At 73.7% G+C, this 23,712-nt stretch carries 21 protein-coding genes and 1 tRNA gene; 7 read left to right on the top strand and 15 right to left on the bottom strand.

Annotation, left to right across the window (positions count from 1 at the left end; all coding sequences use genetic code 11):
• Positions 1-34: 34 nt before the first annotated feature.
• Entirely contained in the window at positions 35-1,150 is a 1,116-nt protein-coding gene (locus tag OG823_RS14295; RefSeq protein WP_371479900.1) for a tyrosine-protein phosphatase, read from the bottom strand.
• Positions 1,151-1,366: 216 nt separating this feature from the next.
• Between OG823_RS14295 and OG823_RS14290 the strand changes: the two genes are divergently transcribed.
• On the top strand, positions 1,367-2,482 hold the full coding sequence (locus OG823_RS14290; RefSeq protein ID WP_371479899.1) for an ADP-ribosylglycohydrolase family protein: 1,116 nt from the start codon (positions 1,367-1,369) through the stop codon (positions 2,480-2,482).
• Positions 2,483-2,636: 154 nt separating this feature from the next.
• Here OG823_RS14290 and OG823_RS14285 read toward each other — a convergent pair whose 3' ends face one another.
• The 3 genes from OG823_RS14285 to OG823_RS14275 all read right to left on the bottom strand — a co-directional run bounded on the left by OG823_RS14285 (position 2,637) and on the right by OG823_RS14275 (position 4,953).
• Positions 2,637-2,846, bottom strand: a complete 210-nt coding sequence (locus OG823_RS14285; protein ID WP_371479898.1) for a DUF397 domain-containing protein — start codon at positions 2,844-2,846, stop codon at positions 2,637-2,639.
• Positions 2,843-3,700, bottom strand: a complete 858-nt coding sequence (locus OG823_RS14280) for a helix-turn-helix domain-containing protein (RefSeq protein WP_371479897.1) — start codon at positions 3,698-3,700, stop codon at positions 2,843-2,845. Before OG823_RS14280 ends, OG823_RS14285 begins: the two co-directional genes overlap by 4 nt.
• 500 nt (positions 3,701-4,200) lie before the next feature.
• Positions 4,201-4,953: a GPP34 family phosphoprotein gene (locus OG823_RS14275; protein WP_371479896.1), complete on the bottom strand. Its 753-nt coding sequence runs from the start codon at positions 4,951-4,953 to the stop codon at positions 4,201-4,203.
• 300 nt (positions 4,954-5,253) lie between these two features.
• Between OG823_RS14275 and OG823_RS14270 the strand changes: the two genes are divergently transcribed.
• The gene (locus OG823_RS14270) at positions 5,254-7,809 is read left to right on the top strand and encodes a D-alanyl-D-alanine carboxypeptidase family protein (RefSeq protein ID WP_371479895.1); all 2,556 of its coding nucleotides are present in this window, start codon (positions 5,254-5,256) and stop codon (positions 7,807-7,809) included.
• 168 nt (positions 7,810-7,977) lie between these two features.
• Here OG823_RS14270 and OG823_RS14265 read toward each other — a convergent pair whose 3' ends face one another.
• Both OG823_RS14265 and OG823_RS14260 read right to left on the bottom strand, forming a co-directional pair.
• Positions 7,978-9,486: a glycosyltransferase family 39 protein gene (locus tag OG823_RS14265; RefSeq protein WP_371479894.1), complete on the bottom strand. Its 1,509-nt coding sequence runs from the start codon at positions 9,484-9,486 to the stop codon at positions 7,978-7,980.
• Between the two features lie 393 nt (positions 9,487-9,879).
• Complete coding sequence (locus tag OG823_RS14260; protein ID WP_371479893.1) at positions 9,880-10,425, bottom strand: carboxymuconolactone decarboxylase family protein; 546 nt, start codon at positions 10,423-10,425, stop codon at positions 9,880-9,882.
• A 128-nt stretch (positions 10,426-10,553) separates the two neighbouring features.
• Here OG823_RS14260 and OG823_RS14255 point away from each other — a divergent pair, with 128 nt between their 5' ends.
• From OG823_RS14255 to OG823_RS14245, 3 genes are all read left to right on the top strand, one after another.
• Positions 10,554-11,243, top strand: a complete 690-nt coding sequence (locus OG823_RS14255) for a TetR/AcrR family transcriptional regulator (protein WP_371479892.1) — start codon at positions 10,554-10,556, stop codon at positions 11,241-11,243.
• A gap of 277 nt (positions 11,244-11,520) precedes the next feature.
• Positions 11,521-12,120: an HPP family protein gene (locus OG823_RS14250; protein WP_371479891.1), complete on the top strand. Its 600-nt coding sequence runs from the start codon at positions 11,521-11,523 to the stop codon at positions 12,118-12,120.
• Positions 12,121-12,296: 176 nt separating this feature from the next.
• A complete protein-coding gene (locus tag OG823_RS14245) occupies positions 12,297-12,797 on the top strand; it encodes a hypothetical protein (RefSeq protein ID WP_371479890.1) in 501 nt (166 codons plus the stop codon).
• A 478-nt stretch (positions 12,798-13,275) separates the two neighbouring features.
• Here OG823_RS14245 and OG823_RS14240 read toward each other — a convergent pair.
• From OG823_RS14240 to OG823_RS14220, 5 genes are all read right to left on the bottom strand, one after another.
• Positions 13,276-13,348: transfer RNA gene (locus OG823_RS14240), tRNA-Arg, on the bottom strand.
• Between the two features lie 475 nt (positions 13,349-13,823).
• Positions 13,824-14,036: a hypothetical protein gene (locus OG823_RS14235; protein ID WP_371479889.1), complete on the bottom strand. Its 213-nt coding sequence runs from the start codon at positions 14,034-14,036 to the stop codon at positions 13,824-13,826.
• A gap of 89 nt (positions 14,037-14,125) precedes the next feature.
• Positions 14,126-14,659, bottom strand: coding sequence for a GNAT family N-acetyltransferase (locus OG823_RS14230; protein ID WP_371479888.1), 534 nt, complete (start codon positions 14,657-14,659; stop codon positions 14,126-14,128).
• 201 nt (positions 14,660-14,860) lie between these two features.
• Positions 14,861-15,796, bottom strand: coding sequence for a carbon-nitrogen hydrolase family protein (locus OG823_RS14225; RefSeq protein ID WP_371479887.1), 936 nt, complete (start codon positions 15,794-15,796; stop codon positions 14,861-14,863).
• A 169-nt stretch (positions 15,797-15,965) separates the two neighbouring features.
• On the bottom strand, positions 15,966-16,730 hold the full coding sequence (locus tag OG823_RS14220) for a phosphatase PAP2 family protein (protein WP_371479886.1): 765 nt from the start codon (positions 16,728-16,730) through the stop codon (positions 15,966-15,968).
• Positions 16,731-17,250: 520 nt separating this feature from the next.
• On the opposite strand from OG823_RS14220, the gene OG823_RS14215 reads away from it, so the two are divergent.
• Together OG823_RS14215 and OG823_RS14210 are read left to right on the top strand one after the other, a co-directional pair.
• The gene (locus tag OG823_RS14215; RefSeq protein ID WP_371479885.1) at positions 17,251-18,222 is read left to right on the top strand and encodes an RNA polymerase sigma factor RpoD/SigA; all 972 of its coding nucleotides are present in this window, start codon (positions 17,251-17,253) and stop codon (positions 18,220-18,222) included.
• 183 nt (positions 18,223-18,405) lie between these two features.
• Entirely contained in the window at positions 18,406-18,630 is a 225-nt protein-coding gene (locus OG823_RS14210) for a hypothetical protein (protein ID WP_371479884.1), read from the top strand.
• 83 nt (positions 18,631-18,713) lie between these two features.
• Here OG823_RS14210 and OG823_RS14205 read toward each other — a convergent pair whose 3' ends face one another.
• From OG823_RS14205 to OG823_RS14190, 4 genes are all read right to left on the bottom strand, one after another.
• Entirely contained in the window at positions 18,714-19,088 is a 375-nt protein-coding gene (locus OG823_RS14205) for a hypothetical protein (RefSeq protein ID WP_371479883.1), read from the bottom strand.
• Positions 19,089-19,533: 445 nt separating this feature from the next.
• Complete coding sequence (locus OG823_RS14200; protein WP_371479882.1) at positions 19,534-19,887, bottom strand: FmdB family zinc ribbon protein; 354 nt, start codon at positions 19,885-19,887, stop codon at positions 19,534-19,536.
• Between the two features lie 133 nt (positions 19,888-20,020).
• The gene (locus OG823_RS14195; RefSeq protein ID WP_371479881.1) at positions 20,021-21,469 is read right to left on the bottom strand and encodes an MFS transporter; all 1,449 of its coding nucleotides are present in this window, start codon (positions 21,467-21,469) and stop codon (positions 20,021-20,023) included.
• 440 nt (positions 21,470-21,909) lie between these two features.
• Positions 21,910-23,394, bottom strand: a complete 1,485-nt coding sequence (locus tag OG823_RS14190) for a potassium/proton antiporter (protein ID WP_371479880.1) — start codon at positions 23,392-23,394, stop codon at positions 21,910-21,912.
• Positions 23,395-23,712: the final 318 nt, after the last annotated feature.

The following is a 23,712-nucleotide window of genomic DNA, read 5'->3' as shown; positions in this document are numbered from 1 at the left end:
GCGCCCCCGGGGCGCGTGGCGGGCCGGCCGCCGGTCAGCCGACCAGCAGCCGGCTGCGCAGATCGCGCTGGTCCCGCTGGTCCAGGCCCAGGCCGGACTTCAGATAGGCGTCGAAGGAGCCGAACTTCTGCCGGACCTCGTCGAAGCCCGCCTCCAGGTACTCGGGGCGCACCTCCAGCAGCGGCTTGTAGACGGCCTGGTAGGCCGGCGGCAGCTGGGCCAGGGTGGCGGCGTTCTCGGCGGCCCGGTAGGTGTTGCTGGCCAGGTAGTCGGCCTCCACGGTGTCGCGCGGCACGCCGAGGGCGGTGAGCAGGGCGGCGGAGGCCCAGCCGGTCCGGTCCTTGCCGGCGGTGCAGTGGTAGAGCACGCCCTCGTCGTTCCGCTCGACCAGCGCGACCAGCACCGATCGGTAGGCCGCCCGGGCGCTGTCGGCGGAGACCATCGTGCGCTCGGCGTCGGTCATCGCCCGGACCGCGGCCTCCGGACCGGTGACGTCGAACGCCCCGGTGTCGGCGGCGCCGAGGACGTTGGCGTCGACGGTGGTGGCGCCGGCCGGGACGCGGTCGGGCGCGGCCTTCTGCTCGCCGGGGGTACGGAGGTCGAAGACCTCCGTGAGGCCGAGCCGGCGGAGCTTGGCGAGATCCTGGTCGGTCAGCCTGCTGAGGTCGCCGGAGCGGTAGACGACGCCCATCCTGACCCAGCGGCCGTCGGCGGTGCGGTAGCCCCCGGCGTCGCGGAAGTTGGGCGCGGAGGCCAGGTGCAGCGAGCGGTCGGCGACGATCAGCGACTCGCCACGGTCCGGGACGAGCTCGAAGAACCAGCGGTCGGCGGCGGCCAGCCCGCTGACCGTCACGGTGGCGGAGCCGGCGCCGCGGGCGACGGGCTTGCGGTGGCGGATGTCCTCCTGGTCGGTGCCGGCGTAGACGGTCACGCCGCGGGCACCGGGAGCGGTCCAGGTCAGGGTGAAGCCGCCGTCCGCCTGCTGCACCACGTTCGCCGCGGTGAAGGGGATGGCCGGAGCGTGCTGCTTCGCCGAGGCGGTGGGGGCGGTCCCGAGGGGGCCGTCGGCGAAGGCCAGGGCGGGGGAGCCGAGGACGAGCGCGCCGGTGAGCGTCAGCGCGGCGGTCAGGCGGATACGGGTGGTGGTCATGACCGGGGACGCTAGGCAGGCCCGGGTGGCGGTCCACGGCCGGCGCATGGCGCGGCAGCAACAAACTGTTGAAGAACTGGCGTTCGCAGGGTACCGGTCTGACCGGCCGACAAGTCGAATACAGTGCGGGGGCGCGCGATCGGTCGTCGGGCGCCCTTCCCCCGGCCTTGTCCGGGGGCACCCCCACGCTTCCCGGGAGAGAGGTACCGACTCGTGATGCCACTGTGGTCACGTGCGCAGCAGCAGGACTTCCGCAGCCGGGTGCGGGGCTGTCTGCTCGGCGGGGCGATCGGCGACGCGCTCGGCGCCGGCATCGAGTTCGAGTCGCTGGAGAAGATCCGGGCGGTGCACGGCCCGCTCGGCGTGACGGGCTACGCCCCCGCCTACGGCCGCAGCGGCGCGATAACCGACGACACCCAGATGTCGCTGTTCACCGTCGACGGCCTGATCCGGGCCCACGTGCGCCGCGACACCGGAGGCTGGCACCCGCCCACCGACGTCCATCTCGCCTACCTGCGCTGGGCCGCCACCCAGCGTGACTGGGGCCCGGACGAGCGCCGGGCCGACCTCGGCTGGCTCGGCCGGGAGGAGTGGCTGTACGCCCAGCGCGCACCCGGCCAGGCCTGCCTGTCCGGGCTCTCCGGTCCGGAGGCGGACCGGCTCGGCACGCTGGACGCGCCCAAGAACCCGCACTCCAAGGGCTGCGGCACGGTGATGCGCGCCGCACCGTTCGGCCTGCTCACCAGCTGGGAGCCCGGGCTGGTCTTCCAGCTGGCCGTGGAGTGCTCGGTGCTGACGCACGGACACCCGAGCGGCTACCTGTCGGCCGGGGCGCTCGCGGTGATCATCCACACGGTGGCCCGCGGCGGAACCCTGGAGGAGGGCGTGCACCTCGCGCTGGCGCTGCTCTCCGAGCGGCCCGCGCACGAGGAGACGACGGCCGCGCTGCGTGCGGCGCTGGACGCGGTCCGCGCCGGGGAGCCCTCCGCCGAGCGGGTGGAGGAACTCGGCGAGGGCTGGGTGGCCGAGGAGGCCCTGGCGATCGGCGTGTACTGCGCGCTGGTGGCGTACGACGTGAAGTCCGGGCTGCTGCTGGCCGTCAACCACTCCGGCGACAGCGACTCGACCGGGGCGATCTGCGGCAACCTGCTCGGGGCCCTGCACGGGGACACCGCGCTGCCGCCGGAGCTGCTGGCGGGGCTGGAGGGGCGGGGGACGATCCTGGAACTCGCGGACGACTTCGTGCTGGAGCTCGTGCACGGGCCGGAGCTGCACGGCCAGGAGGCGTCGGAGGGGTCGGCCTGGGCCGTGCGCTACCCCGTGCCGCGCTGAGGGGGACCGGGCCCGGTGCCCGCCGCGGGATGACGGCGGGCACCGGCGCCACGGGCGGGGCGGGGGGCCGGGCCACCTGGCCACGGGACTCCCGTGGGGCGGCGGGGGACCACTCGGGTGGTGAGGAGCGGACGCCGACAGGGGTGGCGGTCGGTCAGACCCCGCCGAAGGCGCCCGATCCGGCCGCAGCGGCGAACGAGGCCCAGGCCTGGGGGGAGAAGCGCAGCTGCGGCCCCTGCGGATCCTTGGAGTCGCGCACCGCGACGGAGGACGCACTCGGCACGGCGATCTCGACGCATGCACCATTGCCGCCGCTGTGGCTGCTCTTGCGCCAGGCCAGGCCGTTCTCGAACGTGGTGATCATGGTTGGTACCCCTCTGCGATCTTGGCTATCAGTGTCCGGCTCTCCGCGACACTGAGGGCCGCGGCCCTCAGATGGTCGTAGAGTCCGGTATAGCGGCGGACGTCCGCCTCCTTCTCCAGGTAGAGGTCGCTTGTCACCCCTTCGAAGTAGACAACCGTCGAATCCGCGGACTCGGGAAACTCCATCAAGGAGAATGTCCCGGTCATGCCGGGGTGCGCGCCGTGCGAGAACGGGATCACCTGAAGGTTGATGTTGGACCGCGAGCTCAGATCGAGCAGCTGGGCCAGCTGGTGGGCCATCACCGCGCGGCTGCCGACCTCGCGCCGCAGTACGGCCTCGTCTATCACCGCCCAGAGGCTGCCGAGCCGGTTCTCCCCGTTGATCCGGCTCTGCCGCTTGAGCCGCACCTCCACCCGCCGCCGTACCGCGGTGGCGTCGGTGTCCGGCTGGGTGCCCAGCACCACGGCCTCGGCGTACTCCTGGGTCTGCATCAGCCCCGGGACGAACGAGGACTCGTACGCGCGGATCGAGGAGGCCTCCGCCTCCAACCCGATGTAGACGCTGTACGGGATGTCGTTGAACTCGTGCCACCAGCCGCGCTGCCGGGACTCCTTGGCCATCTCCATCAGGCCGGCGCGGATCCGCTCGTCGTCGACGTTGTAGACGTCGCAGAGGTCCCTGACGTCCCGCTGGCTGATGCTTCGCCGCCCGTTCTCCAGGCGACTGATCTTGGACTGGGAGACCATCAGTCTCCCGGCCACCTCTTCCGCCGTCATGCCCAGGGTCTCGCGCAGTCGCCGCAGTTCGGCGCCAAGGCGTCGCCTGCGCACGGTGGGATTGATGCTCGCGGACACATCGACCTCCGGCCGGGCCTCCGGTGAATGTTGGACCGGCAATCCTCGGAACAGTGTGGAAATTGGTACCAACCCCCCTGACTTGGAGCAGCATGCCACCTTGGATCAGGTCGGCGCCGGGGAATCGCGGGAGCGCAGTAGAACAGATCATCGGAAAAGCGCTTCGGCGAGACGGCGACCGCCCCTTGCTGGTAAGAGCGACAGTACGGTGGAGAACAGCCGAGCGAGGCCGAGTACGAGGAAGAGACGGCCGGGTGTGCCCGCCCGCGGGCCCGGTGCGGCGGCGCCCCGGTAGGGCGGTGCCCGGTGCGGCGGCGCCCCGGTAGGGCGGTGCTCCGGCGCGGTGGCCGTCCGGTCCGGCGGACCGGTCCGGGAACGGCGAAGGGGCGGTCGCCCGGCGACTTCCGTGCCGGGCGACCGCCCCTTCGCTTCCTGCGTGTTGCTCACTGTCGGTCAGCGGCGCGTGCCGCTCACCGTGCGCCCCTTTGCGGGCCGGTCGCTCACCGGGCACCGACCCGGGTGGCTACGGCCCGTCCGGGCGCCGCCGGACCCCGGGTCGCCGTCCGCGGAGCGTGGTCGCCGGTGGCCGGCGCCGCGCTCGCCTGGGCGTTGTTACGGCCCTGCTGGGACGGAAGGCCGTTCTGCACGTCCATGACGGCGTGCGCGACCATCCCACCGAGCGGGTCGTAACGGATCAGGTCGCGCAGCCGGGACCGCGACGACCTGCCCTCGTTACCCGGGTACAGGTGCTTTCCGAGACCCACCGCATGCGCGAGGGCGGCCAGCGCGGCCGTCCTCGGGTCCGGTGGGACCCCGGTCCGGATCGACGTGTCGAGTCGCTGCTTGATAGCGGCGTTCGAGCAGTCGTCCGACGCCTGGTAACGCGTCGTCGGAAGGACCCCGCACACCTGTCCCGGCACCGCAGTGACCATGCCGCACCGTTCGAGGTGCGCCAGATACGTCTGCCGGAGCCCCAGTCGGGGCCCGCCGATCCAGTGCGCGGCACGCACCGGACTGCCGCGACGGCGCAGCAGTTCCAGGGCGTGGTCCAAGGTGGGGTCCCCGGTCGGCCGTGGCAGCACCACGGCGATCCGGTCCCCATCAGGGACTATCCGTCCGGCCAGGGACAGCTCGACGAGCTGTGCCCCGGCGAGTCCGAGATCGAGGGTCTGCGGCTGCGCCGTGGTGCCCGTGGTCGGGTCCAGAGCGAGCAACAGGAGTTCCTCGGGAATTGTTCTACGGCTCTTGCCCATCCAAGCCTCCCCGCGTGGATGAATGACAGCGTGACGCCTCTCACACGGCCTTGTCGAGTACGCCTCCGAATCGTGACCTAGCGCGCGAGACGGGGAACCAGCGGTGCCGAGCCCCGCGTCTGACCAGGGAACGGCCGGGGCGACGATCGCACCGCCGCGATATCCGCCGGTCGGACGGGGTGTGGGCGGCCGGATCGGCCGCCCGGTGGCGGAGACTGTACGAGTACATGGGGCGGGGTGGCGGCTTCCCGAAATCGGGTCGGCCGTTGCCCCGCCGGGCCTATGAGGAGGCTGGGTTACGTGGGCGAGTCCCCCGACAGGTTGCTGCGCGACGGGGAGCAGGAGCGGAAGCGGGAGACCCCGCCGGGCCGGACGGGCGCCGTCGCGGCCGGTTCCGGCGCGGCGGCGGACGGCGCCGCGCGGCCCGGATCGACCGTGCAGCTGCGCCTGCGCGACATCGGCATGGGTGTCGAGGACGCGGGCGACGACGACAGGGTCGACGAGGACTCCGCCGACGAGGACGCTGCCGGGGTGAGGCCGTCCGGTGCGGGGGCGTCCGGCGTGAGGCCGTCCGGTGCGGGGGCGTCCGGGGCGGGGCGGTCCGGGGCGGGGGCGTCCGGTGCGGGGGCGGCGCCCGCCGCCGCGGGTTCCGACGGCGGTGGGCGGGCCGGGGCCGAGGCCGCCCCGGACGCCGACGAAGCCGATGGGGAAGCCGTTGACGACGTCGATGCCGGGGCCGATCCCGCCGACGCCGACGCCGACGCCGACGCCGACGCCGGTGCCGATGCCGACGCCGGTGCCGACGCCGACACCGGTGCCGGTGCCGACGAGGACGCGCCCGACGACGCCGCCACCCTGGGCGGGGCCGTCGGCAAGGGCGGCTCGACCGTGCAGCTGCGTGTCCGGGAAGTGGACAACAGGACCACCACGCTGCGGTTGCCCGCCGACAACGCGACCACCGCGCTGCGGCTGCCGGCCGACAACGCGACCAGGACGCTGCGCCTGCCCGGCGATCTCCCGGCGAGGGCGGCGGAGACCGGCGGGAAGGCCGCTGAGCAGCAGAGCGGCCCGGTCGCCGGGGGCCGCGCGACGGCGTCCGTCGACGAGGACCGTTCCGTCGACGGCCGGTCCGCGGCGCAGGACGACACCAAGGGCACGGACCGCGACGGGTCACCCGAGGAGCGCTCCTCCGCGGTCGATCCGCGTCTCGCCATGCGGGACGCCGCACCGGCGTCGGCGTCCGCGCGGTCCACCGCCGAAGCACCGGCGAAGGCCGCCGTGGAGAAGCTGGAGAAGCCGCAGCCGGTGCGTCCCGGCGCGCCGGCGAAGACCGCCGCCGAGTCCGGCCGACCGGCCGCCGGTGTGGTGCCGGTGCCGCCCGCTCCCGCTCCGCTGCCGGAGCCCGAGCCCGCACCGGAGCCGCTCCCCGAGCCAGAACCCGGCCCGGGGCCGAAGCCCGCGCCGGGGCCGGCCCCCGAGCCCGGGCCGGCCCCCGCACCCCTGCCGGAGCCCGATCCCCGGCCGCTGCCGGCCCCGGATCCGCTGCCGCAGGACTTGGCGCAGCCCGCGGCGCTGTCGCAGCCGGAGACGACCTCCGAGGCGATGCAGGTACTGGCGGCGCTCAGCGCCCGCCCGGTCTCGCCGCTGCGCCGTGCGCTCAAGCGCGTCACCATCTGGACGGTGTTCCTGGCCCTGGTGCTCGGCGTCGTGGCGGCGGCTCAGCTGCTGCGCCCGCTGCCGTCCGCCACGGTGGGGCTCTCCGTCCCGGCCTCGTACTCCTTCACCGGGAGCCCGCTCACCATCCCCTGGCCCGCCAAGGGGCAGTCGGCGGCCGAGGTGGTCGGGGTGGGCAGCATGGGCGGCTCGGGCACCGAGACACCGGCGCCCATCGCCAGTGTCACCAAGGTGATGAACGCCTACCTGATCCTGCGCGACCACCCGCTGAAGAAGGGGGAGACCGGCCCGGTCCTCACCGTCGACAAGCAGGCGGCCTCGGAGTCGGCCGACACCGACCAGTCCACGGTGGCCATCAAGGAGGGCCAGCAGCTCACCCAGTACGAGGCGCTGGAGATGTTGATGCTGCCGTCCGCCAACAACGTGGCCCGCCTGCTGGCCCGCTGGGACGCGACGACGGAGGATGCCTTCGTCAAGAAGATGAACGACACGGCCGCCGCCTTCGGCATGGCCAACACCGTCTACGCGGACCCGGCCGGTTTCAACGCGGAGACCAAGAGCACCGCGAAGGACCAGCTGAAGCTGGCCGAGCAGGTCATGAAGAACGACGTGTTCCGCCAGATCGTGGCCGAGCCCGACACCGTGTTCAACGGGCAGCGGGTCTTCAACACCAACACCCTGCTCTCGGTGAAGAACGGCGTCATCGGAGTCAAGACCGGCTCCAGCACCCCGGCCGGCGGCTGCCTGATGTGGGCCGCGGTCAAGGACGTCGGCGGCGTCAGGCGGATGATCCTCGGTGTCACGCTGGGCCAGCCGGCCACCGCCACCGAGACCATCCTCAAGGCCGTTTTGACGACGAGCGGCAAGCAGATCACGGCCGCGCAGAGCGGCCTCGCCGGGCAGACCCTGGCCAAGCAGGGCGATGTCGTGGGTTACGTGGACGACGGGCTCGGCGGCCGGATGCCCGTGGTGGCGTCCAAGGACGTCACCGTCGCCGGCTGGGACGGCGTCACCGCCTCCCTGAGCCTGGATCCGGCCAAGGTCGGCCACCGGGCCGCCGCGGGCACCCAGGTCGGCGTGCTCAGGGCCGGAGCCGGTGACGGTGCGGTCGAGGTGCCGGTGGTCCTGAAGTCCGCGCTGGCGCCGCCGTCGATCCTGTCGCGGCTGACCCGCCTGCTCTGACCCCGTTCGGACTGGGCCGGGGGGCCGGGCGCTCCGGCCGGGATGTCCCGCGACGAGGGATGCCCCGAGAGCCAGGGGACGTCCGCCGACGAGGGGGACGTCCCACGATGAGGGGACGGACGGGAAGCCCCGTCCGTCCCCTCGGCCGTTCCGCGCCGGACCGTCCGCTCAGCCGGTGCGCTCCAGCAGCGACACCGTCAGCCCGCGGACCAGCTGGACCCCGGCCGGCGCGTAGTGCGCCCGCAGGGCCTTGGACTGGTCGGCGGGGAGGGTCTGCAGCGGATCCGTGGCCGTTCCGACGGTCACCACCCAGATCCGCTGCGCGGTCCCGAGGCAGGAGGTCGGGACGGGGCACTCGACCGGGTAGAGGTCGCCCGCCTGGGCCGCCGTGTTCTGCAGGAAGACCGAGTACGGGCGGATGTCGTGCGGCAGGTAGAAGTCGACAGCGGGCCCGATCATCGCCCAGTTCCACTCGCCGTACGGGGCCACCACCCCGTCCCCCTGCCGGTAGCCGGCCGCTATCAACGCGGCGGCGCTCCGGTAGTCGCTGCCGTGCTCGTGCGCGTACGGTCCGCGGACCAGGCGCTGCAGCGGCGCGGCCTGCACCGCCGGTACGGCGACCGCGGCCAGCGCCAGCGCCGCGCAGACCGGAACGGGGGCGAACCGCCGTGCGATCGCGTACAGCGCGCCCACGCCGCCACCCGCCAGCGCGGCCCAGGCCGGCAGCGTGAAGAGCAGGTAGCGGTCGATGAAGTAGGAGGTGGCGCCGAGCGAGACCGCCCAGACCGCGGCCACCGGCAGCACGGCGACCAGCAGCAGTTGCAGCGCCGCCAGCCGGCGGCCCCGCCACAGCAGGGTGACCAGGGCGAGGGCCGCGAAGAGGTGGAAGACGTCCGCGGAGGCGAACAGCAGCTTCCCGAAGGTCCGCAGGTCGAACAGGGTCGGGGTGGGGATCCAGCCGAGCTGGCGGACGGACTGGCTGCTTCCGAGCAGCATCAGCGGCACCACCGGCGCCAGGGCGCCCAGCACGGCCAGCGGGTACTGCCAGAGCAGCCGCCGGTTCACCGCCCCGCGGGTCCGCCACAGGTGCAGCAGGACGAGCGCGAACTGTCCTCCCAGCGTGCTGAGGGAGATCAGGTGGGCGCCGCCGGCGAGTGCCACGCAGGCGCTGTACCCGGCCCAGCGGCCCGGACCCGGGCGCTCCAGGGCCAGCAGCAGCAGCCAGGTCGCGGCCGCCACGGCGCAGGTCACCAGCGCGTAGGAGCGGGCCTCCTGGGCGTACCGGGCCACGTTCGGCACGACGGTCAGCAGCAGGCCGGCCGCCAGCCCCGCCACCCGGCTGTCGAACATCCGCTGCGCGGTGAGTGCCGAGAAGGCGGCGGCGCCGGCCATCGCGAGGACCGAGGGCAGTCGCAGGGCGATCGGCGAGTCGCCGAACAGCGTCGTCCACCCGTGCATGAACACGTAGTACACGCCGTTGCTGGCGTCGACGTGCTGCAGCATCCGCAGCAGGTCGCCGAGCCCCCGGGTGGACGCGGTCCAGGTGGAGATCTCGTCCCGCCACAGCTCCGGGGTGGTCAGCCGGTAGCAACCGATGACGACCGCGGCCAGCGCGGGCCATATCCACACTCCGCCCAACAGCCGGGAGACGGTTCGGGCGGGCAGGGAAGGCGTCATGGAGCAGGGCCTCGGGACTGGGAGGGAACGTCGTGAGGGAACGCCGGATGTGTGGACTCCTCCGGAGTGGCTCCCAGGGTACTGGAGAGGGAGGCTGACGATTCATCCGATTCGGTGAGAATCCCCTTGTCGGACGGCCCGGGCCTGGGTTCCCGGCGGGGCTCCGCATCCGCCTGGCGCGGGCGGCGCCGGCGGCCCGGCGGGGCCGCCCGCGCCGCGCCCGGCGGGGCCGCCCCGCCCTCCTCCGGCCTGTTTCGCCTGACCGGGGCGTCCCGCCCGCCTAGCCTGCCCGTCCGCCCTCTTCGTCGGCTCGCCCGTTCGCGCGCCCGTACCGGTGCCGATGGGCGTCGCGTCCCGCGTCGCGCCGGGACCGCAGGGGTACCGGCCGGAGCGCTAACCGATCGGGTGAGGCTCCACGGCCGGGAAGTCGAGATCGGGCTCGGCCAGGTGGTTGAAGTAGTTCGACAGCAGGTTGAGGGCGATGTGCGCCACGACCTCGGCCAGTTCGCCGTCGGTGACACCGGCGGCGCGGGCCTCGGCGAGGGCCGTCCCGGTGACCCGGCCGCCGGTGGACATGATCTCGCCGGTGATCCGCAGGACCTGGTGCATGTGCTCGTCCGCATCGGTGCCCCGGCGGGTCGCCAGCAGTTCGTCCGGAGTGAGGCCGACCCGGCCGCCCCGCATGCTGTGGGCCGAGACGCAGTAGCCGCAGGCGTTGCGCTGGGCGATGAAGAGCGCGAGCTGTTCGCGCCGGCGGGTCCCGAAGGTGCCACCGGCCAGGGCCTCGCGCATGGCCAGGTAGCCGCGCAGGGCGGCCGGCCCGTTCGCCATCGTCGCGTACAGGTTGGGCACCTTGCCGAGCTGTCGGAGGGTGCCCTCGATCAGCTCGCGCTGCTCCTCGTCGGCGGTTTCAGGGGTGAGTCGGGGGATGCGCGGCACGGGGTTCTCCTCTGCGGGCGGCCGTCGAACCATTTCGGTACCGATCGGTTCCGAATTGACGGTACCGATCGGTACCGTCTAGGGCAAGAGCCCTGTCGCCATTCGGCACCGAGTGGTACCGTTTTTTCATGCCGAGCAACGCCAGAGAACGACTCCTCGTCGCCGCCGAGCGCCTGTTCTACGAGGAGGGCATCCGGGCCGTCGGGGTCGAGCGGCTGATCGCCGAGTCCGAGGTGGGGCGCGCGTCCTTCTACCGCCACTTCCCCGGCAAGGACGACCTGGTGGTCGAGATCCTGCGTCGCCGCGATGCCACCTGGCGGGCCTGGCTGGCCCGGACGGTCGAGGCCAGTGCGCTCGACGCGGCCGAACTGCCACTGGCGCTCTTCGACGGGTTGGAGGAGCGGTTCGTGGCGGCCGACTTCCGCGGCTGCGCCTTCATCAACACGATGGTGGAGGAGGCGGACCGGGACAGCCCCGCCCACCGGACGGCCGCCGAGCACAAGGAACAGGTGATCTCCTTCCTCGACCGCCTGCTGGCGGACGGCGGCTACCGCGACCACGCCACCCTCGCCCGGCAGCTGGCGCTTCTCGGCGACGGCGCCATCGTCACGGCCCTGCGGGAGGGCGGCACGGACGCCGCCCCGCGCGCCCGGGCCGTCGCTGCGGCTCTGCTCCAGGCCTCCCCGCGGGACCGGGACCGGACCCCGGGGCGGGATCCGAGTGCCGTGCCCGACGCCGTGTCCGACGCGGTGCCCGACGCGGTGCCCGACGCGGTGGCTGACGCCGCGGCCGACGCCGTGAGTGTGCGCCGGGGGTGAGGGTGCCGGCCGAGTGCCCGGACCGGCCCTTGCCGTGGTGTGACGGTCGGACGCCCGGTCGGACACCCGGTCGGACGCCCGGTCGGACACCTGGTCGGACACCCGGTCGGACACCCGACTGATCTCACGGCCGACCCGGGCCGATCCGGCCGACCGATCGAACGTCCGACGTCGCCCGCTGTCGGGGCGGCGTCGGACGGAGGACCACGGCCGTGCCGGCTCCTGCGGCGGGCCGGATCCATCTCGTCCGTGACCCGCTTCGACAGGAGATGACACCGTGAGCAGTTCCCTCGGCACGCCGTCCGCGCAGCCGCCGACACCGTCGGATCCGGTGCCTTCGACGGCCGGACCGGCGTCCGGGCCTCCGGCGCCGGCGCCGGCTCCGGCGCCGGGGGCGTGGGCGGTCGGCCGGTGGGCGGCCAGGCAGTGGGCGGCCGGTCGGGGCGCGGTCGCCGCCACCGGGGCGCTGCTGCTCCTGGTGGCGTTGGGGCAGGCCACCGGCCAGTTGCTGATGATCGCGCCGTTGGCCGCCACAGCCATGATCATCTGTGGCTCCCCGGCCCTTCCGCCGGCCCAGCCGCGCGCGGTGATCGTCGGGCAACTCGGTTCGGCCGCGGCGGGTGCGGTCACCGCCGCCGTACTCGGCCACACGCTCTGGGCCGCCGCCGCTGCCGCCGGAGTGTCCATCGCGCTGATGGGTCTGCTGCGCGCCGTGCACGCTCCGGCAGCGGCCACCGCCGTGCTGGCCGTGGTGCAGCACCCCGATCCGGCCCGCTTCCTGGCGCTGCTCGCCGTGGGCGCCGTGGTGCTCGTGCTCGCGGGCGTCGCGGCCGCGTGGGCCGGCGCCATCGGGCCCTACCCGGCCCGCTGGTGGTGAGCGCGAGCCCCGGCCGTGGCGGCGCCGACCGCCCAGGCCCCTCCCGAGCGGCCGAGACTGCTGCCCCTTGCCAAGGGGCGGACAGGCAGTGACGGACCGCGTCGACCGGTCGCCGACAGTGGGTAGTAGGTTGGGGCCGAGCAGTTGCCCGGGCGCGGACAGGGAGGCGAAGTCGTATGACGGAGAGCCGAGTTCACCACTACGGGTTCGTCCACCGGGTGCTCGCCGGAGCGGCGGCCGAGTTCGGGCCGAAGATGGTGGTGACACCTCCGGTCCGCGAGGTGGGCCAGTCGCTCCTGGCGATGTGGGAGGGCTTCGGCCAGTCACTCACCCCGGAGCAGCAACTGCCGGGCGACGGACTGGCCGGCTGCCTGCTGGAGCGCGAGGGGCATCGCCTCCTCCTCGTCACCCTGCCCGAGCCGATCGCGCCCACCGAGGCCTACTTCGCCGCGGTGGTGCTCCCGCCGGGCGCCGACAGCTGCCGCTACCTCACGCTGGAGTACTCGGTCGGTCCGGCCGACGGTGCGCCGGGCACCGTCCTCGGCGAATGGGCGGACCAGAATCACGTCAATCTCGGTCAGGGCCCCGAACCGACCCCGGAGGCGTTCGTGACCGCCGTCCTGGCCGCGGTCAGGACGGCGGAACCGCGCGGCTGGCGCGGGCTGTTCCACCGTTGACCACGGTCCTGGCGCGGCGCGGCGGGCTGCCGGGCCGCGCCGCGCACCCCGGCGACCCACCCGTCCGTCCGGTAGGTTCCCGCGCGGCGAGGCCGCCGACGGTCCCCGGTTCGTCACGGCGTCGGCTTCAGCCACACGGATCCGCCGTCCGGAGACGCAGTCTCAACCCGGGTGAACCTGAACGACCTTCGGCACCTCGGGAGCGCCCTGCGCCTCGCAGTACGGCGCGAGCACCCGCGAGACGATGACACGGACGGGCCGAAGCACCATGAGGGCCGCGCGCCCCTCCAGCGGCACACGGCCGGCGGCCGTGACCGGGCCGTCGCCGACGGGAGGCGAGGCCCTCCACGACGTACTCGGCGAGCAGGACCCGCCGGGGGCCACGGGCACGGCCGGGGCGCGAGAGGACCAGCGGTCCGGAACGAAGGAGGCCCGGGTCGGAGGGTTTCCCCCCCGACCCGGGCCTGTTCTCGTGCTGTGCCCCAGGCAGGATTCGAACCTGCGACACCGGCTTTAGGAGAGCCGTGCTCTATCCCCTGAGCTACTGAGGCGGGGTGTCTCGTGGATCCTGCCGTACTCCGGAAGGAGCGTGGGAAGGACGCCGCGGACGTTGCGGCCAGCCGACGCGGCAGTGCCCCCGGCGGGGCCCTCGATCGGGTCACTCCGGGTGCGCAGCGGGACGGCCTGCTGACCCCTGACAGACTAGCGGATGGTGCCTGCGGAGATCTCCCCAGTTAGGTGCATCGGCGGCGCTGCCCCGTCGGCTCCGCATCCGGGGCGCCGGGCGCCGGTGGCGCGACGGGCACGAGGGTGGCCCGGCCGCGGCGTGGCGGCGGGGACGGGGCCCGGCTTTCGGCGGGGACGGGGCCCGGCTTTTCCGGGCCCTGGGGGCGGTGTGGCATCCGGCCGGGTGGCTGCATGCGTGGAGTTGTGACGCTGCGCCAGTGGGCGCGGCGCAGGGGCGGGCGCGCGGGCACGACGCGCCGATGCAGGGTCGGGCCGATCCGGTGCCGGCGCCGCTGAGGTCTAGCGGTGGGGCCACGCGGGACGGGAGACCAGGCTCGTCCATTCGCGGTCCGGGCGGCCGGGGACGGTGCGCCCGGCGCCGTCCCAGCGGCGGGCCAGTTCGTCGAAGATGGGCTCGTCCGGCTGGTCCGGTGACTCCGGCAGGTCCTGTTGAAGAACCGTTTCGCCATCCGGGTGGCCCGAGGGGCGCCACTGGGTCGGTATCACTCTCATGGTTCATCAACGGCATCCGGGGCCGGGAGGTTACCGGGCGGGAGCCCACGGAGCCCGGGTGGGGCACGGATGTCGCACGGGGGTACGGGTCAGACGGTGCGTCCGGCGGGGGCGTCGAACTCCTCCACCAGCAGGTCCATCAGCAGGTTGTCGTGCCAGTTGCCGTCCGTGCCGCGCTCGTACCGGCGCATGACCCCGACCGGCCGGAACCCGGCCTTGGTGTAGCAGCGGACGGCGGCGGTGTTGTCGAGTGCCGGATCGATCACCAGGCGGTGGTGCCGGTGCTCGGTGAAGAGGTACCGGGCCAGCGTACGGATCGCGTCGGTGCCGAGGCCCCGGCCCTGTGCGGCCGGGTCGAGGAAGATGTCGATGTTGGCGTGGCGGTAGTCCGGTTCGGTCTCCGCCGCCCACTGGATCGCGCCGACCAGCCGTCCGGCGTGCAGGACGACGAGCGTCTCGGCGGCCGGATCGGCGAGATCCTCGGTGACCTCGGACACCAGGTCGGCTCCACCGCGCCACCAGCGGTGGACCTCGGGGGTCTCGCGGATGGCGACCAGCGCCGGAATGTCGTCCGAGGTGGCGGGCCGCAGCGTGACCAGGGTGCCGTGCAGTGTTGTCCGCATGCGCGGGAGCGTAGCCCGGTGGGGCGCGCCGACGGACTCGACGCACTCGCGCGCCGCCGCTCAGCCGTCGGCGGCGTCGGGGGTAGCGCCGGGGGTGAGGGCGGCGGCGCCGGGTACGGTTCGGACGGCGGCCTGGACGGCGGCCTGGACGGCGGGCCCCGGTGGCCCGGACGCTCACCGCTCCACCGGCGTCCGTCGGCTTCAGCTCAGCCGGTGCCGCGTACGGGGGGTGTCGTCGGGGCGGTCGTGCAGGTCGTGCAGCAGTGGCTCGGAGCGGCGGGTGGCGCTCAGCACGGCCGGGTCGAGGTCGACGAGGACGAGCTCGCGCCGGTCCGCCCCGGCTTCGGCGAGCAGCCGCCCGTCCGGGGCCCACACGGCGCTCGTCCCACAGGTGTTCCAGCCGCCGCTCTCGCCGATGTGGTTGGCCAGCAGGGTGTACACGGTGTTGTCGAGGGCGCGGGCGGGGAACCAGGTCCGGGATTCGTGGTGCCCGTGTCCGACACTGAAGAGTGCGCCGACCAGGTAGGCGTGACAGCCGTCCAGCGCGGCGGCCCGGGCGTGCTCGGGGAAGCCGGAGTCGTAGCAGATGCCGAGTCCGAGCCGCCAGCCGTCGAGTTCGAGCGTGCAACCGGCCGTGCCCGGTCGGTAGATCTCGCGTTCGGCCTTGAAGAGGTACTGCTTGTCGTACCGGGTGACCAGCTCACCGCTGGGGCCGATGACCAGAGCCGAGACACGCAGCGAGCCGGTCTCGTCCTGGACGGCGGCGCCCACCACGGCCGTGGTGCCGCTCTCCCGGCAGGCGTCGCTGATCGGAGCGAGCCGGGAGTCGTCGATCTGGACGGCGTGCCGCAGTGGATCCGCCCGGATGAGGTCGGGCTCGTAACCCGAGAGGAACTTCTCGGCGAAGACGACGAGCCGGGCGCCCGCCGCGGCGGCTTCGCGGATCACGGCGGCGGCGGTGACGGCGTTGGCGGGGATGTCGCCGGCCACCACCGGAGCCTGGGCCGCGACGATCCGCAACGGGGCGGCAGGGAACCCGCCGGTGGCCGGACGGTTGCCGGGGGAGTGGCCGGTGGCGGTGTGGTCGGTGGTGAGGCGGGTGGCGGTGACGGGGACTGCGGGACTTCTCGACGGCATGGCGGCACGGTAACCCGGTGCACCGGCGGCCCGGCCTCCCGGGGTTGGGGACCCAGGCATGGAGCTCGAACACGGGCCGGGAAACCCGGTGGGGCACCCTTTGCTCGGCCCCGCGCCATCGAGCCCCGCGCCGCCGATCCCCTTAGCGCTCCCCGCGTCGCCGATCCCCCTAGTGCTCCCCGCCGGGCCCGGCGGAACCGCTCACCAGGACGCGCTGCACCCGGGGTCTGGTGCGCCAGTTCACCCGGCGGACGTCCCGGGCGAGCGCGCCGGGGCGCCAGAGCTCGACGGCCACCGTCACCCCGCCGAGGACGATGCCCGCGGCCAGCCAGCCCGCCAGCACGTCGCTGGGCCAGTGCACCCCGAGCACGATCCGGGTCCAGCCGATGGTCAGCACGGTCACGGCCGCGACGCTCGCGGCCGCCGCCCGGCCCGCTCGGTTGGCGTGCGGCCACACCAGCCAGACCAGGATGACGCAGGTGATCGCCGAGGCCATCGCGTGTCCGGACGGGAGCGCCGGGCCGGAGGCGTGCGCGACGGGGTCGGCGAAGTGCGGCCGGGTGCGGCCGATGGAGAGCTTGAATCCCCACAGGGCCCCCCAGCCGATCAGCGCCTGGGTGACCGTCCAGGCGGCCAGCACCCGGGCGCCGATCAGCCAGAGCCAGACAGCCGCCAGGCCCAGCAGGACCCGCATGGTGATGGTGCCGCCGATGTCACTGAGCATCTGGACGGCTGCCGTCCAGGCCGTGTGCTGACGGGAGTAGCCGTGCTCGGAGTCGATCCAGCCCTGGTCCAGGCGGGCCAGCGGCCCCCAGTGTGCCCCCACCAGGGCCGCCAGCACTCCGAACAGGGCGGCGCAGCCGGCCGCCATCGCCGCGTACCGCAGCAGGTGGCGGTTCGGGGCGGTCTCGGAGGTGCCGTTGGTCAGGTGCATGGCTGAGACCTTCCCAGGGGCGCGTGCGGATCCGGCGGTGGACGCATAGCGATTCGGCATCTTTTGTGCGAAGGAGCTGAGCATGTCGGTCGGGACGGAGGGGAACGCGAGGAGCCGCTCCGGGGTTCGACTCTCCGAGGGCCTCCCGTCGGGGGCTCCGCGGCGGCCGGTCGGCCGGGGCCCGTGGCGCGGCCGCTCCGCCGACGGCTGGGGTGTTCCCGCGGCGGCCGGTCCTGTTGCGGGGCCGGCGAATGGCGGATCGAATGGATGTCCCGTTCGGCGGGCGCCGACCCGTCGAACCAGCCCCGATCTGGCACCAGCCGTGCCTTGCCGTTCACCCTCCGTCCAATTCCGGGGTGAAAACCGGCAGGATACTGCATCCGCCGGTGAATCTGGGCAACATGGGAATGTTGTCCGGTTTCTGTGCGTTGGATCGTTACGTGTGAGTCCCGAAGGGGCCCGCATACTTGCCCTTGCGGGCAGGGAGGCAGATCTCGGCAAGACCAGCAAGGGAGCAAGCATGGCCACCCGTGCCGTCGTTCGCGACAGGGCCGACCGGACTCGCTCGGCCCGCCCGACCAACTTCGAAGCCGACCGCGACCTGGTCGGGATGTACCTCGACGAGATCGCCAGGACGCCCCTGCTCGATGCCGCCGAGGAGGTCGAGCTTTCGCTGCGTATCGAGGCCGGTGTGTACGCCCGGCACCTGTTGGAGGAGAGCGCCCTTCCGAAGGGCGTCACGCGCGAGGAGCTGGAGTCGATAGCCGAGGACGCCGAGCGCGCCAAGGACGTCTTCATCCGCTCCAACCTGCGCCTGGTCGTCGCCGTGGCGCGGCGCTACCCGCGCAGCGGGCTGCCGTTGCTCGACCTCATCCAGGAGGGGAACGCGGGCCTGGTCAGGGCGGTCGAGAAGTTCGACTACGCCAAGGGCTTCAAGTTCTCCACCTATGCGACGTGGTGGATCCGTCAGGCGATCACCCGGTCGATCGCCGACCAGTCGCGCACCATCCGGCTGCCCGTCCACCTGGTCGAGGAACTCGGTCGGATCCGACGTGTGCAGCGGGAGAAGGCCAAGGAGCTGGGGCGTGAGCCAGAGCCGGCCGAGATCGCCGCGGAGCTCGACACCACCGAGGCCCGGATCAAGGACGTGCTGGACTGGGCCAGGGATCCGGTCAGCCTCAACATGTCGGTCGACGACGAGGGCGAGACCCAGTTCGGTGACCTCGTCGAGGACACCGGCGCGACCTCCCCCGAGGACGCCGTGATGGTCATGCTCCGCCGGGAGGAGCTGGACGGGCTGATCGGCCGGCTGGACGACCGCACGGCATCGATCATCCGTTCCCGGTACGGCATGGAGGACGGTCGGGAGCGCACCCTCACCGAGGTCGGCAAGCAGCACGGCCTGACCCGCGAGCGGATCCGCCAGATCGAGAAGCACGCGCTCGCCGAACTGAAGAAGATCGCCGACCACGCGGGCTTCGAAGCGGCCTGAGCGCTGGGCCGGTTCGAGAGCGGTCGGGGGGCCCGGCTCCGGGGGCCCGACGCGGTGGGCGTGGCGCCGGTGGCCGTCCGGTGGGCGGGCGGCGGACAGGGCCCCCGGGTGGACGGATGACCGGGGCCGGGGCCCCGGCTCGTACGCTGGTGGGGACTGGTTGGAGCGGCTGGAGGCAGGACGATGGGCGAGCAGGGGCAGGGGCAGGGGCAGGAAAAGTCGGGGGAGACTCCGCCGGACGCGGTCGGCGGGGCGGCCCGGGCGAAGCTGGTGTTCGGCGATCCGTTCGACCAGCAGTCCGGCGACGACACCGACAACGGCTGGGGTGAGCGGCCGACGGCCGGCGAGAGCGGGGGACGCGGGCTCGACTGGTACCTGAGCCAGCGGCCCCCCCACCACGGCGGCTGACCGAAAGGCATCCAGCTCGCCCGGACGGCGATCGGGCTGGGGGGCGACCGCCACCGCCCTCGAAGACCAGGGCCAGGGCCCGTTCACGGGCTCTGCGCCGAACTGCCGGGGGTACCGGCGGCACAGCGTGGCGCGCCGGCGGGCTCGTGGGCGGCCGAGGTGGCGGCGGGAGCCGGCGGGCCCGGGCGCAGTGGGCCCGCGGTGAGTGCGGTCGCGACGGCGAGCAGACCGGTGACCAGGACGCCCGGCCGGTGCCGCACGGCCTGCTGAAGCCGGTGCCGCCCGCTGCCGCCGCGCCGGATCGGGGCGAAGGCGGGGACGGTGCGCCCGGGCGGGACGGCGGGTGCGGCGGCGGGGACGCTACGCCGGGCGCCGGCCCGGTGCCGCGTGGCGGGCAGTGCCGCCGGGAGCGGGCACGGAAGGCCGGATGGGAGCAGGGGTGGGGTGAAGCCGGTCATGTCGGGCACCGCCTCGGGCCGGGAACTGTGGGCGACCCCGTCGGCCCCGGGGTGCACGGCGGTGGCCCACGGCCGCAGGCCGTGGAACCGCAGCCCGCAGGGAGGCCGCGCGTCCGCCGCAGGCCCCGGGCCGACGGTGTGGGCTCAGCTTGGGCCGGTCGGCGAAGCGGCGGAATCCCCCTCCGTCAGCCTGTGGAAAACCAGGGGCTGTGGATAACTTCGTACACCCCCAGGGGTGACGCAGGCCCTGACCTCGCCGCCGGGGAGGACGGAGACGGAGACGGCACGCAGTCGCGGGCACCGGTACTCGGCGCGGCGGACCGGGCGGTCCCGGGCGGTCCCGGGCGGTCCCGAACGACTGCGCGGTCGCCCACGCGAAGGGCCCGGTACCACCGTCGAACGGTGGTACCGGGCCCTTCGAAGTCCGTGGCGTCCCTGCGGGGGCTCAGCTCGCGGAGCTGCTCCCGGTCGACGACTTGGCAGCCGCGGGCGCGGGGCTCGCGGAGGTCGTCGAGCCGCTGCCGGAGGACGAGCCGGCGGTCGAGCCGGTGCCCGCCGAGCCGCTGCCGGTCGAACCGGACGAACCGGCCGCGGAGGCCGAGCCCACCGAGCTGCTGGAGGAGGAGCGGCTGTCCGTCCGGTAGAAGCCGGAGCCCTTGAACACCACACCCACGGCCGAGAAGACCTTGCGGAGCCGTCCCTCGCAGTCGGGGCACGTGGTCAGCGCGTCGTCGGTGAACTTCTGCACCGCCTCCAGGCCGTTCCCGCACTCGGTGCACTGGTACTGGTACGTGGGCACTTGTCTTCCTCCTGCACTTCCCCCTGGCACTCTCGCCTAATGAGTGCTAACGATGTTCAATGATGCGGCATTCCGCCTGATCAGTCCAGCGCCGCAGGTGTGAGATACCACCGGCGGCGCGGGGCCACCGGCCTCAGCCCTTCGAGGCCCCGACGAGCCGGCCCGGGGTGCCGCCCCTCTCCCCGCCCCGGGACATCGGGGCGCCGGCCTCCGGCCCGGTCCGTCCGCCGTCGGCGGGTGCGGTCGCCGCCGCGACGGTGACCCGGGTGCCCGCTGCCGGAACAGCGGCCCGCGTGCTCACCTCCGCACCGGCGGCCGGGGGCGTGCCGGGAGCGCTCGGCGCCACCAGCAGTCGTCGAAGGACCACCAGGGCGAGCAGCCCCGCCCCGGCGCCCGCCACCGGTACCAGGAACCCGGCCGACGGGCCGTGGCCGTCGATCAGCTGCCCGGCCACCGTGGAGCCGGCGGCGAGGCCGAGCCCGATGGCACCGGTCAGCCAGGTGAAGGCCTCGGTCTTCGCGCCGTCCGAGACCAGCGTCTCGACCAGCGTGTAGCCGGTGATCAGGGTCGGGGCGATGGCGAGTCCGCAGACCAGCCCGGCGAGGGAGAGCGTGGTCAGGTCGGGCATCGCCCACAGGGTGGAGCAGCCGAGCACCAGCAGGGTGTAGCCGGCGAGCAGCCGCTGCCGGGCCGGGCGGCGCCAGGCGATCATGCCGTAGAGCACGCCGGCGAGCATCGAGCCGCCCGCGAAGACGCCGTACACGGTTCCGCTGGCCCCGGGCCGTCCGGCCGCTTCGGTGAAGGCGGTGACCGAGACCTGCATGGCGCCGAAGACGGTGCCCACGCCGAGGAACGCGCCGGCCAGCAGCCGCACGCCCGGCGAGGCGAGCGCGGACGCCCGCCGGACGCCCGGGACGTGCGGGTGGCGGGCGGGCGCGGTGCCGCGCCGGGCGGCGAAGGCGAGCCCTCCGACCACGGTCAGCGCGGCCTCGGCGACGAGCGCGGCGGCGGGGGAGATCCCGGTGGCCAGGGCGGTGGCGAGCACCGGGCCGATCACGAAGGTGAACTCGTCCGTCACGGACTCGAAGGCGAACGCGGTGTTCAGCGTGCCGGGGGAGGAGTCGGCGAGCTTGGCGACCCAGCGGGCCCGCACCATGGCGCCGATCTGCGGCACGCTGGCGCCGGCCGGCGCCGCGGCGAGGAAGAGCGACCAGACCGGCGCGTGTCCGAGGGCGAGCGCGATCAGCGCGCCGACCGAGACGGCGTGCACGAGGACGCTCGGCAGCAGGACCGCGGACTGGCCGTAGCGGTCGGCCAGTCGTCCGGTCTGCGGGCCGATGAAGGCCTGCGCGACGGCGGAGACGGCCGCGACGGCGCCCGCGGTGCCGTACGAACCGTGGGTGTCGAAGACCAGCAGCACGATGCCCAGGCTCAGCATGGCGAACGGCAGGCGGGCGACGAAGGCGGGAACGAGGAACGTCCGGGCACCGGGGGTGCGCAGCAGCGTTCCGTAGCCGACGCGCGCGGGTGCGGGGGCCGGGGTGTGGGCGGGGGTGCGGTCGACCGTTCGGCGCGCCGTCACGGTCGGTCCTTCCTGCTGCCTGGTAGCGCGGCAGGGGTGTGGGTGGCCCCGACGGCGCCGAGAGTCGTCCTCTCGCGCGTCGACCGGGGTAGATACCGGGCCCGGCATGGGTGCTGCGGGCCGCGGCCGCCGAGCGGTCGCGCCAACTCTGCTTCAGGCAGATGTTGCGGATGTATCAGTGATCATGGGTGTATCTATACGCGCGTAGATGCGGGTACGCCTCCACAGTACAGGCTCTGTCGAAAATCCTCCTGCCAATACAAGGTGAACAGCCGGTGCCCACGCCGGATCCCAGTCGCTGCTCCCAGGCGCTGGCCTCGGCTCCCGGCGGCTGGCCGCCCGGCCTCGACTCCCGGCGCCCGGCCGCCGCTCCGACCCGACCCCCGCCCGGCTCCACTGCCCCGCGATCGCCCTCCGGGCGACGGTCGGGCGGCGCCCGCCTAGCGCCCGTTGAGCCAGCTCGCCAGTTTGCCGCCCTTGTCCACGGCCCGCAGGCGCTTCTCCGCGGCCTCGCCGACCGCGTCGGTGGTCACCACCAGTAGTTCGTCGCCGCCGCGGAGCACGGTCGTCTTGTCGGGGACGAAGCTGCTGCCCTCGCGCACCACGAGGGTCACGGCGGCCCCGGCGGGCAGGCGCAGCTCGCCGACCTCGACGCCGGACATTCGCGAGTCGGCCGCCAGCGCCACCGACAGCAACTGCCCGTGCAGCTTCTCCAGTGGCGCGGACTCGATGCCGAGATCCTGGCCCATCGAGCCCTCGGAGATCCTCAGCCATCTGGCCACCCAGGGCAGGGTCGGCCCCTGGAGCAGGGTGAAGACCACCACCAGTATGAAGACGATGTTGAAGACGTCCTGGGCCCGCGGCGCGCCCGCCACCAGCGGGATGGTCGCCAGCACGATGGGCACCGCCCCGCGCAGCCCCGCCCAGCTCAGCAGGGCCTGCTCGCGCAGGGGCAGCCTGAACGGCGTCAGGGTCAGCACGACCGACAGCGGCCGGGCGACGAAGACCAGGACGGCGCCGATGACCAGCGCGGGAACGACGGCCGAACCCATGCTCGCGGGGGTGCAGAGCAGCCCCAGCAGCACGAACATGCCGATCTGCCCGATCCAGGCGAGGCCGTCGGCGAAGCCGCGCACGGCGGGGCCGTGCGGCAGTTTGGCGTTGCCGAGGATGACCGCACTCACGTAGACGGCCAGGAAGCCGGATCCGTGCAGCAGCGCGCCGCCGGCGTACGCGAGCACGGTCAGCGCCATGACGGCGATCGGGTACAGGCCCGAGGACGGCAGGGCGACGTGCTTGACCGCGTAGGCGCCGAGCTTGCCGACCGCGAGGCCGACCGCGGCGCCGATCGCCAGCTCCGCGACGATGGTGCCGACCAGCACGTACCAGGTGTCCGCCTCGCCGGTACTGGCGAAGGCGACGACCAGGATGACGACCGGGGCGTCGTTGAAGCCGGACTCGGCCTCCAGCAGGCCGGTCAGCCGCTGCGGGAGCGGCACCATCCGCAGCACGGAGAAGACCGCGGCGGCGTCCGTCGAGGAGACGATGGCGCCGAGCAGCAGGGAGGCCCGCCAGTCCAGGCCGACCAGGTAGTGGGCGCCGACCGCGGTGACGAAGACACTGATGGCGACGCCGACCGTGGCCAGGACGACGGCGGCCGGCATCACCGGTCTGACCTCGCGCCAGCTGGTCTTGAGGCCGCCCTCGGCGAGGATCACCACGAGCGCCGCGTACCCGAGGACCTGGGTGAGTTCGGCGTTGTTGAAGGTGATGCCCAGCCCGTTCTGGCCGAGGGCCACCCCGATGCCCAGGTAGATCAACAGGCTGGGCAGCCCCGAGCGGGTGGAGATGCGCACGGCGACCACCGCGACCAGCAGGATCGCGGAGAACTCCAGGAGGAAGTGGTTCAGGTTGTCAACAGTCACGCAGGGGCACCTCGGGCAGGGGTGGACGGGGTGGCTGACGGAGCGTCACGGTGGATCGTTACTCAGTCTAACATTTTACTGGTTCTTTAGGTAAATCCCTCAACCATCCCCCGCACCCCCATGCTGTCCCCGGCCCCGCGCGGCGCCCGTTCGCCGGGCCGGTAGGGTCCTCAGATCCCACCGTGGACGTCCCCCGTGCACGGCCGCCACCTGAGTCGGCCTAATGTGGTGACCTGTCACGGCCCCAACCGACACCCTTCCCGCCCGTCGCCCGCCACCACCCTTCCGAAGACGCCCTCCGGGCGACACCCTTCCCGC

This window comes from Kitasatospora sp. NBC_00315 (genome assembly GCF_041435095.1).
Classification (GTDB): domain Bacteria; phylum Actinomycetota; class Actinomycetes; order Streptomycetales; family Streptomycetaceae; genus Kitasatospora.
This window is presented reverse-complemented; position numbering and strand designations above follow the sequence as displayed.

Excerpts from the sequence above, each read along its gene's own strand:
- OG823_RS14295 (WP_371479900.1), bottom strand. The coding sequence starts at position 1,150 with ATGACCACCACCCGTATCCGCCTGACCGCCGCGCTGACGCTCACCGGC.
- OG823_RS14290 (WP_371479899.1), top strand. The coding sequence starts at position 1,367 with ATGCCACTGTGGTCACGTGCGCAGCAGCAGGACTTCCGCAGCCGGGTG.
- OG823_RS14285 (WP_371479898.1), bottom strand. The coding sequence starts at position 2,846 with ATGATCACCACGTTCGAGAACGGCCTGGCCTGGCGCAAGAGCAGCCAC.
- OG823_RS14275 (WP_371479896.1), bottom strand. The coding sequence starts at position 4,953 with ATGGGCAAGAGCCGTAGAACAATTCCCGAGGAACTCCTGTTGCTCGCT.
- OG823_RS14265 (WP_371479894.1), bottom strand. The coding sequence starts at position 9,486 with ATGACGCCTTCCCTGCCCGCCCGAACCGTCTCCCGGCTGTTGGGCGGA.
- OG823_RS14255 (WP_371479892.1), top strand. The coding sequence starts at position 10,554 with ATGCCGAGCAACGCCAGAGAACGACTCCTCGTCGCCGCCGAGCGCCTG.
- OG823_RS14245 (WP_371479890.1), top strand. The coding sequence starts at position 12,297 with ATGACGGAGAGCCGAGTTCACCACTACGGGTTCGTCCACCGGGTGCTC.
- OG823_RS14235 (WP_371479889.1), bottom strand. The coding sequence starts at position 14,036 with ATGAGAGTGATACCGACCCAGTGGCGCCCCTCGGGCCACCCGGATGGC.
- OG823_RS14230 (WP_371479888.1), bottom strand. The coding sequence starts at position 14,659 with ATGCGGACAACACTGCACGGCACCCTGGTCACGCTGCGGCCCGCCACC.
- OG823_RS14225 (WP_371479887.1), bottom strand. The coding sequence starts at position 15,796 with ATGCCGTCGAGAAGTCCCGCAGTCCCCGTCACCGCCACCCGCCTCACC.
- OG823_RS14220 (WP_371479886.1), bottom strand. The coding sequence starts at position 16,730 with ATGCACCTGACCAACGGCACCTCCGAGACCGCCCCGAACCGCCACCTG.
- OG823_RS14215 (WP_371479885.1), top strand. The coding sequence starts at position 17,251 with ATGGCCACCCGTGCCGTCGTTCGCGACAGGGCCGACCGGACTCGCTCG.
- OG823_RS14210 (WP_371479884.1), top strand. The coding sequence starts at position 18,406 with ATGGGCGAGCAGGGGCAGGGGCAGGGGCAGGAAAAGTCGGGGGAGACT.
- OG823_RS14205 (WP_371479883.1), bottom strand. The coding sequence starts at position 19,088 with ATGACCGGCTTCACCCCACCCCTGCTCCCATCCGGCCTTCCGTGCCCG.